This is a genomic window from Palleronia abyssalis, assembly GCF_900302445.1.
GTDB classification, from domain to species: domain Bacteria; phylum Pseudomonadota; class Alphaproteobacteria; order Rhodobacterales; family Rhodobacteraceae; genus Palleronia; species Palleronia abyssalis.
The window spans coordinates 53,212-65,378 of sequence record NZ_ONZF01000001.1; the positions used below are offsets into that span (position 1 = coordinate 53,212).

At 62.3% G+C, this 12,167-nt stretch carries 14 protein-coding genes; 5 read left to right on the forward strand and 9 right to left on the reverse strand.

Features of this window, described 5'->3' with window-relative positions:
* The first annotated feature begins 21 nt into the window (after positions 1–21).
* Entirely contained in the window at positions 22–270 is a 249-nt protein-coding gene (locus PAA8504_RS00275) for an excalibur calcium-binding domain-containing protein (RefSeq protein ID WP_108892179.1), read from the forward strand.
* A 13-nt stretch (positions 271–283) separates the two neighbouring features.
* Here the strand turns inward: PAA8504_RS00275 and PAA8504_RS00280 are convergent, their stop codons facing one another.
* From PAA8504_RS00280 to PAA8504_RS00295, 5 genes are all read right to left on the reverse strand, one after another.
* Positions 284–910 carry a DsbA family oxidoreductase gene (locus PAA8504_RS00280; protein ID WP_108892180.1) on the reverse strand — a complete coding sequence of 209 codons (627 nt, stop codon included), beginning with the start codon at positions 908–910 and terminating at the stop codon, positions 284–286.
* Positions 911–912: 2 nt separating this feature from the next.
* Complete coding sequence (locus tag PAA8504_RS00285; RefSeq protein WP_108892181.1) at positions 913–2,415, reverse strand: class I adenylate-forming enzyme family protein; 1,503 nt, start codon at positions 2,413–2,415, stop codon at positions 913–915.
* Positions 2,416–2,547: 132 nt separating this feature from the next.
* Entirely contained in the window at positions 2,548–2,898 is a 351-nt protein-coding gene (locus PAA8504_RS00290; RefSeq protein ID WP_108892182.1) for a CsbD family protein, read from the reverse strand.
* Between the two features lie 56 nt (positions 2,899–2,954).
* Complete coding sequence (locus PAA8504_RS21940; protein ID WP_181375649.1) at positions 2,955–3,119, reverse strand: hypothetical protein; 165 nt, start codon at positions 3,117–3,119, stop codon at positions 2,955–2,957.
* Entirely contained in the window at positions 3,106–4,929 is a 1,824-nt protein-coding gene (locus tag PAA8504_RS00295; protein ID WP_370739659.1) for an extracellular solute-binding protein, read from the reverse strand. Before PAA8504_RS00295 ends, PAA8504_RS21940 begins: the two co-directional genes overlap by 14 nt.
* Positions 4,930–5,302: 373 nt before the next feature.
* Between PAA8504_RS00295 and PAA8504_RS00300 the strand changes: the two genes are divergently transcribed.
* Both PAA8504_RS00300 and PAA8504_RS00305 read left to right on the forward strand, forming a co-directional pair.
* Positions 5,303–6,076, forward strand: a complete 774-nt coding sequence (locus PAA8504_RS00300) for a 3-hydroxybutyrate dehydrogenase (protein WP_108892183.1) — start codon at positions 5,303–5,305, stop codon at positions 6,074–6,076.
* A 100-nt stretch (positions 6,077–6,176) separates the two neighbouring features.
* Positions 6,177–7,193: a patatin-like phospholipase family protein gene (locus PAA8504_RS00305; RefSeq protein WP_108892184.1), complete on the forward strand. Its 1,017-nt coding sequence runs from the start codon at positions 6,177–6,179 to the stop codon at positions 7,191–7,193.
* Positions 7,194–7,203: 10 nt separating this feature from the next.
* Here the strand turns inward: PAA8504_RS00305 and PAA8504_RS00310 are convergent, their stop codons facing one another.
* The 4 genes from PAA8504_RS00310 to mnmA are packed head-to-tail and all read right to left on the reverse strand — an operon-like array spanning position 7,204 to position 10,935.
* Complete coding sequence (locus PAA8504_RS00310) at positions 7,204–7,896, reverse strand: DUF502 domain-containing protein (protein WP_108892185.1); 693 nt, start codon at positions 7,894–7,896, stop codon at positions 7,204–7,206.
* Between the two features lie 30 nt (positions 7,897–7,926).
* On the reverse strand, positions 7,927–8,874 hold the full coding sequence (locus PAA8504_RS00315) for a pseudouridine-5'-phosphate glycosidase (RefSeq protein WP_108892186.1): 948 nt from the start codon (positions 8,872–8,874) through the stop codon (positions 7,927–7,929).
* Positions 8,871–9,755, reverse strand: coding sequence for a PfkB family carbohydrate kinase (locus PAA8504_RS00320; protein WP_108892187.1), 885 nt, complete (start codon positions 9,753–9,755; stop codon positions 8,871–8,873). The genes PAA8504_RS00315 and PAA8504_RS00320 overlap by 4 nt, the downstream gene beginning before the upstream one ends.
* 40 nt (positions 9,756–9,795) lie before the next feature.
* Positions 9,796–10,935 carry a tRNA 2-thiouridine(34) synthase MnmA gene (mnmA, locus tag PAA8504_RS00325; protein WP_108892188.1) on the reverse strand — a complete coding sequence of 380 codons (1,140 nt, stop codon included), beginning with the start codon at positions 10,933–10,935 and terminating at the stop codon, positions 9,796–9,798.
* Between the two features lie 134 nt (positions 10,936–11,069).
* Here mnmA and sciP point away from each other — a divergent pair, with 134 nt between their 5' ends.
* Complete coding sequence (gene sciP, locus PAA8504_RS00330) at positions 11,070–11,348, forward strand: CtrA inhibitor SciP (RefSeq protein WP_108892189.1); 279 nt, start codon at positions 11,070–11,072, stop codon at positions 11,346–11,348.
* Between the two features lie 101 nt (positions 11,349–11,449).
* Complete coding sequence (ctrA, locus tag PAA8504_RS00335) at positions 11,450–12,163, forward strand: response regulator transcription factor CtrA (protein ID WP_108892190.1); 714 nt, start codon at positions 11,450–11,452, stop codon at positions 12,161–12,163.
* The last annotated feature ends 4 nt before the right edge of the window (positions 12,164–12,167 follow it).

The window sequence follows — 12,167 nt, forward strand, 5'->3', positions numbered from 1 at the left end:
ACCTTTCGTTAACGTTTTCACATGCGTATCGCGATCCTCGCCCTGTCCGGGCTTCTGGCATCCCCCTTGGTGGCCGAACCCTTGCCACGTGTGTCCGAAACGCCGTTCGCGCCGTTTCTGACGGCGCAGGCCTTCACCTGCGGGCGCACCTGCGGACAGATGAGGTCGTGTGCCGAAGCGTGCCACGCCCTTCTGGTCTGCGGCGACCGGGCGCGGGACGGCGACAATGACGGCATCCCGTGCGAAAGTCTGTGCTCCGCCCCCTGCTAGGGCTATTCCCCGGTCAGGCCGCCGCGATATCGTCCAGAACGCGGCGCCACAATTCAGGTGGTTGCGCGCCCGGTACGGCATGACGTTCGCCGACGACGAAGGTCGGCACACCCGTCACCCCACGCTCGCGGGCATGGGCATCGCGGGCGGCGACATCGGCGCGGTCGGCTGTCATGCCCAGTAGACGCAGTACCATGTCGCGATCCATTTCGATCCGTTCGGCGATATTCGCCAAGACCTCGTGCTGCCCGATATCCTCGCCGCGCTGGAAATACGCGTCGAACAGAGCCGAGACGGCGGCGGTCTGCCGCCCTTCGATCCCGGCCCAGTGGATCAGCCGATGGGCGTCCAAGGTGTTCGGCGTTCGCTCGATCTTCTCCCACGCGATGTCGAGGCCTGCTGCCTCGGCCGCTTCGACCACCGGGGCATAGGCCTTGGCTGCCCCTTCACGGCCGCCGAACTTCGCTTCCATGTAGGTGCGCCGGTCGATCCCCTCACTCGGCATGTCGAAGTTCAACTGGAAGGGGTGCCATTCGATCTGGAACGGGTGATCGGGGCGTTCGGACAGCACGGTGTCGAGGTTTGCCTTGCCGATATAGCACCATGGGCAGATCGGGTCGGACAGGATATCCAGTTTCATCGTCACTCCTTCCTCGGGGCGCTGCCGCCGTCCCGCAGCAGACGTCGTTGCAGCTTGCCGTTCGGGTTGCGCGGCAGGGTGTCCCGCCGCTCCAGAATACGGGGGCGCTTGTAGCCCGCCAGATGCGATGCGAACGCAGCGGTCAGCTGGTCCTCCCGATCGCCGTCCGCGATATACGCCAGCGCGATCACGCGGACGTCCGGCTTGACCTCAAGCTCGAAGGCGGCTGCTTCTTTCACGCCTTCGACGCCAAGGGCGACGCCCTCGATCTCCAAGGGCGAGACTCGATAGCCCCCCGCGGTCATCACATCATCGTCCCGGCCCAGATAGGTGATCCATCCGTCGTCGTCCATCGAGGCGAGATCGCCCGTCTTGCGCCACTCCCCCGAAATCGCATCATCAGGTTCGTCGAGATAGCCCAACATCAGCCCCGGATCGCCACGGGCGACCGCAAGCGCCCCGACCTCGCCCCGGCCCACGGGGCCATCCGGGGCGAGGATCGCCACCCGCCGGCCCGGCTGCGCCCGGCCCAGACTGCCCGGCGGAGCAGGTGCGTGGGGTGCGCCGGAAATGAAAGTCGAGCATTCGCTCTGACCGTAGGCTTCGTGGATCTCGGTCCCCGTCGCGGTGCGCCAAGCCGCCCGAATGGTCTCGGGCAGTTTTTCGCCTGCCGATAGGCCGTGCCGCAGGGCCGGGAAGCGGCCGGTGCCCCGATCGAGAAGTCGCCTGTAAATGCCGGGAACAGCGGCCAAAATCGTAGCAGACTGGTCCGCGATCAGCGTAGCGAATTCGGTCGTAACCATGTCCGGGTTGGGAATGATCGCGGTTGCCCCGACAGACCAAGGATCCATGAGGCCGGTTCCCATTGTGTAGGTCCAGTTGAAGGTCCCGGCATGCAGGACGCGATCTGATTGCGTCATCGCGGCCCAGTGGGCGATCATGCTTTGCCGCGCCCAGACGGCGCGATGGGCGTGGATCACCCCGCGGGGAGAGGCCCCCGTTCCGCTGGTGAAGACGATGTATCCCGGCCGCTCGGGGTCGCCCATGTGGAAGGGGGCAGACGGGAGCGTCCGGAACCGTCGCAGGTCGGTGTCGTACAGGACGGGAATCTCGGGGGCGTCCGGCAAGGCGATCTTGTCTGACGCCACAACAAGGCGCGCGTTCAGGGCGCGAGTCATGGGCGTGATTTCCGAGGCTGTCAAAGCGGCCGAGGTCGGGACCGGAACCAGACCTGCGGCGAGGGCGCCCAGGTAGGCGATTGGTACGTCGACCGTGTTGCCCAGCCTCAGCGCAACCCGGTCCCCTGGTTTCAAGCCGAGGGAAAGAAGCCCGGACGCGGTTCCCTGAACGGCCCGCAAGAGGGAGCCGAAGGTCCAGATGTCGCCGTCGGGCTGCACGAGGGCGGGCTTTTCAGCCAAGCGGCCGGCATGACGCAAGACGTGTGCCGCCATGTTGAACGGGCGTGGCGGCGGCGGCAGGGGCTCGGTCAGGGAAACGGCACGCATCGCGTCAGGATAGGGCGTTGATCACCGACCCTACAAGGCGGAGTTGGTGCGGAAACGGATGGGTCTGGGATAAAACGACAAGACCCCCGATGGTCCGAACCGCCGGGGATCTGCCGCGCAGCGAGCACAAGATCAGGTTGTGCGGCCGATGGGGCGTTCGGGATTATCCTCACGGTCGCCGAAGTCGCGGTCGTCGGAATAGACATCCTCGTTCACACCGATATGCGCGGCCGAGGCGCGGACATTCTCATTGTCGCGCGTTTCATCCATCGCGACATCGGCCGGGACGGCACCCTGGGTCCATTCGGTCACCTGACGCTCAGCCTCGGCGGGGGCCAATCCCTCGCGTTCGGCGATGTAGGCGACCAGACGGTCCCGGTCGCCCTCAAGGGTCAGAAGGTCATTCTCTTCCGTGGCGGGGAAGCGCTGCATCAGTGCTTCGGTAAAGGCGGGCCAGTTCGACTGGACGGCATTCCATTTCATCTTCGCGTTCCTTTGGATTGTCCCGTCAGATCAACCCGCCGGCCGCTCCGATGTTCCTACCGAAGGATCGAGGTGTCGCGCGTGACCAGAAGAACGGCATGACCGGCCGCGCTCAGACCGGTGCCGGCCACGGTGCCCGCGGCCTTGACCGGAACCTGAACCGCGGCGCAGCCGGACAGACCTAGCGCGGCCGCGGCGGCAAGCGCGCTAGTCTTCTTCATACCACCAGACCTCCGGCAGGAAGCCCAGCCAGTCGCCATAGGCCGGAATCGTTTCGGGATGCTGGAGGTTCGCATCATGGGCAATATAGCTGACGGGGTTGTACCAGACGGGGATGACATAGCGGCCCGTCGTCAGCACCCGGTCGAGGGCTTTCACCGCCGCCACATAGTCTTCCTGGCTTTCGGACGTCAGCATGGTCTGAACCAGGCCGTCGATGGCAGGGCTTTTCACGCCCATCCAGTTGCGGCTGCCTTCCTGATCCGCAGCCTCGGACCCCCAATACAGCAGCTGTTCGTTGCCGGGGCTGAGGGAGTTGCCGCGGGTGTACCAGGTCATGTCGAAATCGAACTGGTTGGTCCGTTCGGTGAACTGGGCAGAGTCGACAGTGGTGATCTGCGGCTGAATCCCCAATCGCTCCAGCGACGAGGAGAAGAGATCCACCACCTGCTGCGGCTCGTTCGCGCCTTGGGTCAGCAGGATTTCGAAGGTAAAGGGGGTGCCGTCTTCGTTGCGCAGGACTCCATCCTCGCCCACGGTCCAGCCGGCTTCCTGCATCAGGCCGCGAGCGCGGCGCAGAGCGCTGCGGTTGCGCTCGGTTCCGTCGCTTTCGGGCAGGGCGTAGCCCTCTATCGCGCCGGGAAGCACCTCGCCTTCGTACTGGGCCAGAAGCTCTGCCACGCGGCCTTCGGCGGGGCCGTGATCCATCGCAAGGTCGGAGTTCGAAAAATAGGATGTGATCCGGGGCAGTCCCCCTCCGTTCAAGGTCTGGTTCACGAAGTCGAAGTTGAACGCCGTGATCAATGCTTCGCGCACGCGCCAGTCATCGAAAATCGGGCGCCTTGTATTCATCACCAAGCCGGTGATCCCGGAAGGACGCTCATGCGGGATCTCGGACAGGACGACATCGCCGGACTGAACGCGGGGAAAGTCGAACTGCGTCGCCCACTTCTCGGCATTCGTTTCGCGGAAGATGTTCAGAACGCCACCCTTGAAGGCTTCGAACATGGCGGTGCCGTCGCCGAAAAACTCCATCCGTATTTCATCGAGATTGGCTTGACCCTGCATGAAGGGGATATCGTCGCCCCAGTAATCGGGGTCACGGGTCAACGTCACGAAGCGACCGGGCTCGTAGTCCGAAATGACATAGGGCGCCGAAGAGATCGGGATCGTTTCGAGCCCTGATTCGGCGAATTCCTGTCCCTCCCACTGTGCTTTTTTCAGAATCGGGCGCATGCCCATCAGCAGGGCAAGCTCGCGGTCGGGTTCGTTGAACGTGAATCGGACCCCGCGTTCGCCCACGGCTTCGGCTTCAGCGACTTTCTGCCAAGCGCCGCGATAGCGCGGATGCCCCTCGGTCCCCAGCGTTTCGTAGGACCACAGCACGTCCTCGACCGTTACGGGACCGCCATCGGAGAACCGCGCTTCGGGACGCAGGTGGAACTCGACCCAGCTTCCATCCGGGGCCACCTCGACCGTTTCGGCAAGAAGACCGTAAAGGGTGAAGGGTTCGTCCCAAGACCGCCCCATCAGCGTCTCATGCGCAAGAAAGCGCAATTGCCAGGGGACATTTCCCTTCAAGATGTGGGGGTTGAGGGAATCGAAGGACCCGACCTCGCCCTGAACGACACGGCCCCCGGTGGGCGCGTCAGCGTTGGCGTAGGGCAAGGACTCGAAATCCTCGGGCAGGGCCGGCTCTCCGAACATGGCGACGCCGTGGCTGGGCTCGGCCGTGGCCGTACCGGCAGACAGGGCGATCGCCAGCAATGCCCTGCGGCCGACGTGCCAAAGGCGGACTGTTTCCAAACTCATGATATGTTGCCCTGATCAGGTTGAATTGGGGATCAAGTTATCGGGGTAAGTGCCCGGTATTCAACTTTAACCTTTGCAGTCCAAAGGAATCGGCGTATACAGGGGTCACTGCTCGATAGGTTTCTTGCCTGTATGAAACCTGCCTCAATGACTTAACGCCCGCTTCGTGCGGGCGTTTTTTTTGCCCGATACAAATGGTCCGATCAGCGATTTCCCGCTTAAGTTGCGCCATTCCCCTTTCAGAATCAACCTTGGACCGCAAGCACTTCGTGTCGCTGACAAAATCACGGAACCGTGTAGGCACACATCGTTTTTGCAGTTGCGGGGCGCTCGCGTCAGTATCCCCGCTTAATCCATCACGTGGGAGCATATCATGGATCTCAAGGGCAAGACCGCCGTCGTCACCGGATCGAACTCGGGGATCGGGCTCGGCGTCGCGACCGAACTTGCGAAAGCCGGGGCGGACGTGGTGCTGAACTCGTTCACCGAGCGGGACGAAGATCACAAGCTGGCCGAGGATATCGGGCGCACCCACGGGGTCACGGCGCGCTATATCAAGGCCGATCTGTCCAAGGGGGACGAGGCACGGGCGCTGATCGAAAAGGCCGGACGGTGCGACATACTGATGAACAACGCGGGGATCCAGCACGTGGCTGCGATCGAGGAGTTTCCGACCGAAAAATGGGACGCGATCATCGCCATCATGCTGAGCTCGGCGTTTCACACCATGGCCGTGGCTGTTCCCATGATGCGACAGAACGGCTGGGGGCGGATCATAAATTTGGCTTCTGCCCATGGACTGCGTGCGTCCCCCTACAAGTCGGCCTATGTCGCGGCCAAACACGGGGTTGTGGGTCTGACCAAGGTCACGGCGCTGGAAACCGCGCAGGATCCGATCACCGCAAACGCCATCTGTCCGGGCTACGTGATGACCCCGCTGGTCGAGGATCAGATTCCCGACACCATGCAGAAATACGACATGGATCGCGAAACGGCGATCAAGGAAGTCATCCTTGAACGGCAGCCATCGAAGGAGTTCGCCACGACCGAACAGATCGGCGGGATCGCCACGTTCCTATGCTCGGACGCGGCGGCGCAGATCACGGGGACGACAATCTCGGTCGACGGGGGCTGGACCGCGCGTTGACGCAGGCGACACTGGCGTGCCCTTATGTGGGCGCGCTGCTGAACGGGATACGACGCCGGGGATACGCAGCAGCGGCGCAGCACCTATGGGATAAGTAAACATGGTCAAGCAGATCAATCTGGCCCTTCAGGGCGGCGGTGCCCATGGCGCTTTCACCTGGGGCGTGCTTGACGCTTTGCTCGATTGCGAAGAGATCGAGATTGCGGGAATCTCGGGGACGTCGGCAGGTGCCTTGAACGGCGCGGCGATGAAAGCGGGACTGGCGACCGGAGGGCGCGCCGCGGCGAAAGAGAATCTTGCCTGGCTCTGGGCGCGGGTTTTGGGGGTCCGCGATTTCAAGATCGCGACGTGGTTATCGCCATTTGCGCCGACGACGGCGGCGATTTCCAAAGCGATCGAACACTCCTCTTTCTACGCGATGAGCGATATGGTGTCCCAGGCTACCTCGCCTTATGCGTTGGGGCCGTTCTACCGTAATCCGCTTCGGCCCATCGTCGAGGACATGCGCTTTAACGAGATCTGCTCGGATGCCGGGCCCGAGCTGCATGTCTGCGCGACAAACGTTCGAACGGGAAAGATACGTCTTTTCAAAGGTGAAGGGATCACCCCCGACGCCCTTCTGGCCAGCGCGTGCCTTCCGACGGTATTCCAGGCAGTGGAGATCGAGGGAGAGGCCTACTGGGATGGCGGGTATACCGGCAATCCCGCGCTGTTCCCGCTTTACGAAGATCATCTGCCGGACGACGTGGTGATCGTGAACATCAATCCCCTGTTGCGCGAAAATCTGCCGTATACGGCCCATGAAATCCAGAACAGAATCAACGAGATATCCTTTAATTCGTCCCTTTTGCGGGACTTGCGCGCAATCCGGTTCGTGCAGCGGCTGATCGAACGCGGCGCCATTCCCGAAGGCACGATGAGCTATGTGCGTGTCCACATGATCGCCGATGACGAGCTGATGCGGAACTTGTCGGTGGCGACGAAGATCATTCCCTCGGCCATTCTGGTCGAACGGTTGTTCAAGGCGGGTCGGGCCGCCGCACAACGTTTCATCGATGCCGATCTGGGCAATGTGGGCGAACGATCCAGCGTCGATCTGTCCGAGATGTACGATTGAAGGGTGTCGTCTATTCCGCCGCGATCCGGCCACGCGGTTCCTGAATCGTCTTGTCGTGCGGATAGACCAGCCCGGCCGAGATAACCAACTTCGCGGCATCCTCGACACTCATGTCGAGTTCGATCAACTCGGAGCGTGAGACGAACAGAAGGAATCCGCTTGTCGGGTTCGGCGTCGTCGGCAGGAAGACCGAAACCTTGTCATCCGTGGTCGGTATGGCTTCGGCGATTTCGCCCTTTGCATCTGTCGAGACGAAGGCGATGGCCCACAAGCCGCGTCGTGGGTATTCGACCAGGACCGCCTTGTCGAAGCTCGTCTCGGACTGGGCGAAAACCGTTTCGGCAATCTGCTTCAGCCCGGAATAGACAGATCGGACGACAGGCGTACGGTCCACCAGATTTTCGGCCCAGCGCAGAAGAGACCGGCCGATGAAGCCCTTCGCCAGCCACCCGATGACGACGGTGAACAGAAGAAAGAAGATCACCCCGACGCCACGCAGGTTGATTCCGATGTACTGCTCGGGCTTGAAGCGGTTCGGGACGAAGGGAAGAACGAAACTGTCGACCCACCCCATCACCGCCCAGATCAGCCAGATCGTCAGGCCGATCGGGGCAATCACCACAAGACCAGTCAGGAAGTTCGCGCGTATGCGGCCGAACATTCCGACGCGGCGGGTCTTGGCGGGATTGGAGTCGGTGCTCATGCAGCAGGAGATATGCTGCCCACGGGAACGCTACAATGATGCGTTTGCGCCGCTTGCGATTTCCTGGCGAATGGAGCTGATTTCACGGGCGACACCTGCGCCAAGGCGAGCATTGTTGAGCACCAGTGCGATATTCGCTTCGAGCGACCGCCCGCCCGTCAGGTCGAAGATTCGCGCCAGTAGGAACGGCGTTACGTCTTTGGCGTGGATGCCTTGCGATTCGGCTTCGGCAAGGGCGGTATCGATGGCGGTGGACAGTTCCGACGCGGGAATTTCGTCAGCCTCGGGGATCGGATTGGCGATCAGTTGCCCACCCTGAAGACCCATCGCCCCGCGCATGACATGCGCCGCGGCAATATCGGCTGCACGATCCAGCCGCAGCGGCGCGGCATGGTCCGAGGTTCTGGACCAGAAGGCGGGCAGGACGTTCTGCCCCACCGCGATGACCGGGACGCCCAGGGTTTCCAGCACCTCCCACGTCTTCGGCAAATCGAGAATGGCCTTAGCCCCGGCCGCGATGACCGTGACCGGGGTCTCCGACAACTCTCTGAGGTCAGCCGAGATATCGAAGCTGCGTTCCGCGCCGCGATGGACCCCGCCGATACCACCGGTTGCAAAGACCTCTATCCCTGACAGACGGGCCGCGATCATCGTGGCCGCGACCGTCGTCGCACCCGTGCCCCCCGTGGCCATGCAAACCGGAAGATCGGCGCGGCTGAGCTTGGCGACACCCCGGGCCTGGGCGAGGTCGGCTAGTTGCCGGTCATTGAGCCCGACATGCAGCGTACCCTCGAGCACGGCCACGGTCGCGGGTACTGCCCCGTGCGTGCGAACCTCCTGTTCGACACGGCGGGCCGTTTCGAAATTCTGGGGCCACGGCATGCCGTGCGTGATAATCGTGCTTTCCAGCGCGACGACTGGCGCCCTGGATTCGAGCGCGCTGCGGATTTCGTCCGTTAGAACAAGGGGGCCGCTCATGTCGTTACGTCTCCTGATACGTAATGCGCGGCGGCGCGCAAACCCGAGGCCAGTGCGTCGGCCCCGGCAAGCCCGGAGCGTTCGGCTGCAATATGCGCCGCCATGAAAGTGTCACCCGCCCCGGTGATCCGGGTTACGAGAACGTCAGGGGGGGCTGCATCCACCACCGAATCTCCCTCGGCCAGCGCAGCCGGTTGGCCCCCGTTTGTCACCAGAACCCGCGCCGTTCCGCGATGCGCAAGTGCCGCGGCTGCCGTCCGGGCATCGGCTTGCGGCCCCCCGAGCAGCGCGCCGGCTTCTTCGAGGTTCACGTAGAATGTCGCGTTCGCCATGGCCAAAAGCGGAACGAGGCGAAGAACCTTGCCCGGCGAGGCCGGCGCGATCCTCAGATCGGCGCGGGCCAGCCAAGGGCCCGACGCGATGCGCGCCAGGAGCCCCTCGGACAGGTTTCCATCCAGGGCCGCGACACCGCTGAAAGGATCATCCTCGGTGGCGATACGGCCGTCCAATAGAGGCGCCAGGATCTTGTCGCCCGCTTTTTCCAGCGAATGGGCATCCGCGATGGCCGCCACCAGACCGTTGCCCCCCTCGATCGCCATGTACTGATCGGTGGGCAAATCCTCGGAAACATAGACGTTGCCGCAGCCGATCCCGCGCTGTCGGGCTTCGTTCAGTAGCGCGGCCCCCTCGAAGTCGTTTCCGACGGCGGTCAGCAAGTCGCAGCCAATCCCGAGCCTGGCAAACGTCATTGCGACGTTCATCGCCACACCGCCCGGAATGCGCACGATATGTCCCGGCACGTCCGACCCCAGCGCCATGTGCGCGGGCGTCCGTCCGATGACGTCCCAAAGGACGCTGCCGATGCACAGTATGGCGCTCATGCGGTCTGATTGCGCTACGTCGGACGGGGACGCAAGCCCCTCACCCCCGGTGAATCCAGCCGCCGCCGAAGACACGACTGCCTTCGGGCGCATAGAACACACAAGCCTGCCCGGGGGAGACGCCTTCTTCGGGAACGAACAGTTCCACCTCGGCCTCCGTGCCCGAAACGGGCCGCACGATCGCCTCGCGGGGCGGGCGAGTCGAGCGCACCTTGACGCTGAGGTTCCATTCGCGCCGGGATGTGAAAGGCTCATCACCCAGCCAGTTGATTTCCCTCACCGGGACGATCCGGGTCGACAGCATTTCCTTCGGACCGACCACGACACGCCGATCCTCGACATCGAGTTTGACGACGTAAAGAGGCTCCGACAGGCCGCCGATCCCAAGGCCCCGGCGCTGGCCGACGGTATAATGGATGACGCCGGAATGCGTGCCCAGGACTCGACCGTCGGCGTGAATGATTTCACCCGGATCGGCAGCGCCAGGCCGCAGTTTCTCTATGACCGAGGCGTAGTCGCCGTTCGGCACGAAGCAGATATCCTGGCTGTCGGGCTTGTCGGACACCCCCAGACCATGCTTCGCAGCCAGCGCCCGGGTGTCGGCCTTGGTTTTCAGATGCCCAAGCGGGAACCGCAAATACGACAGTTGCTCGGCCGTGGTCGAGAACAGGAAGTAGCTTTGGTCGCGGACCTCGTCGACGGCGCGGTGAAGTTCGGGGCCGCGAAGACCATCTTTGCGTTGTATATAGTGACCGGTCGCCATGCAGTCCGCATCGAGATCCCTCGCTGTCTCCAGAAGGTCGCGGAACTTCACGCGTTCGTTGCACCTGATGCAGGGCACGGGCGTGGCACCTGCGAGATAGCTATCGGCGAACTCGTCGATCACCGATTCGCGGAACTTGTTCTCGTAGTCCAGCACGTAATGCGGAAAGCCCATCGATTCGGCGACTCGCCGTGCATCGTGAATGTCCCGTCCGGCGCAACAGGCACCCTTCTTCGCCAGCGCGGCCCCGTGATCGTACAATTGCAACGTAATTCCGACGACGTCGTACCCTTGGCTGGCCAATTCGGCGGCGACCGCAGACGAGTCCACTCCGCCCGACATCGCCACGACGACGCGCGTATCTGCGGGCGGTTTTGCGAAGCCAAGTGAGTTCACCGGCTGGGAATCAAGCGCCATGAAATGGCCTCCGGGGTTGGACTGAAGCAAGAACAATAAATGAAAATACCATGTATTCTCAAGTCCCACTTTCACCCTCCTTAAACGCATTCGGTCCAAGTTTACAGGGCTTAGGCGGACATGGGGATGTTGGAATGTATATCAAGAAGGTGTCGGGGCCCAGATCGGTCGTTCTGCCCGACGGGACCATGATGACGCGGGCGGACCTGCCCGACCGCAATACGCGAAGATGGGTCGCCAGTCGCAAGGCTGCCGTTGTCCGTGCGGTCGAAGCAGGCCTGATTTCCCGGGACGAGGCACAGGACCTTTACGAGATTTCGGAGGAGGAACTGGAAAGCTGGTCCACAGCCGTCTCACAGTTCGGTGAGGCTGCGTTGCGTACGACGCGCATACAAAAGTATCGACAACCTTAACGTGTTTTAGTCTTTCTGACCGGGGAACTGGGCGTTAGGTAACCTGAAATTAATCTTTGTCGGGCTAAATGATCTCAACCCTGCCGTAAGCGGAGAGAGCTATGCGCATACTCTTGATCGAGGACGAACCCACCACCTCGCGCAGCATCGAGATGATGCTCAATCACGCCAACCTCAACGTGTATTGCACCGATATGGGGGAGGAGGGGATCGATCTCGCCAAGCTGTATGACTATGATCTTATCCTACTGGATCTGGGTCTTCCCGACATGCATGGTTACGAGGTGCTGCGGCAGATCCGCCTGTCGCGCATTAACACCCCGATTCTGATCCTGACCGGTGCCGACGATACCGAAACCAAGATCAAGGGGTTCGGGTTCGGCGCCGACGATTACCTGACCAAGCCGTTCCATCGCGAAGAATTGGTCGCGCGCATTCACGCGATCATCCGGCGATCGAAGGGTCATTCGCAATCGGTCATCAGAACCGGCCGAATCTGTGTGAACCTTGATTCCAAATCGGTCGATGTGGACGGCCAGACCGTGCATCTGACCGGCAAGGAATACCAGATGCTGGAGCTGTTGAGCCTGCGCAAGGGGACGACCCTTACGAAGGAGATGTTCCTCAATCACCTCTATGGCGGGATGGACGAGCCGGAACTAAAGATCATCGACGTATTCATTTGCAAGCTCCGCAAGAAACTGGCAGAGGCCACCGGGGGCGATAGTCACATCGAAACCGTTTGGGGCCGCGGTTATGTTCTTCGCGAACCCGAATCCTCTGAACGCGCACCTCAGGTTGCCTCAATGGGCTGAACGG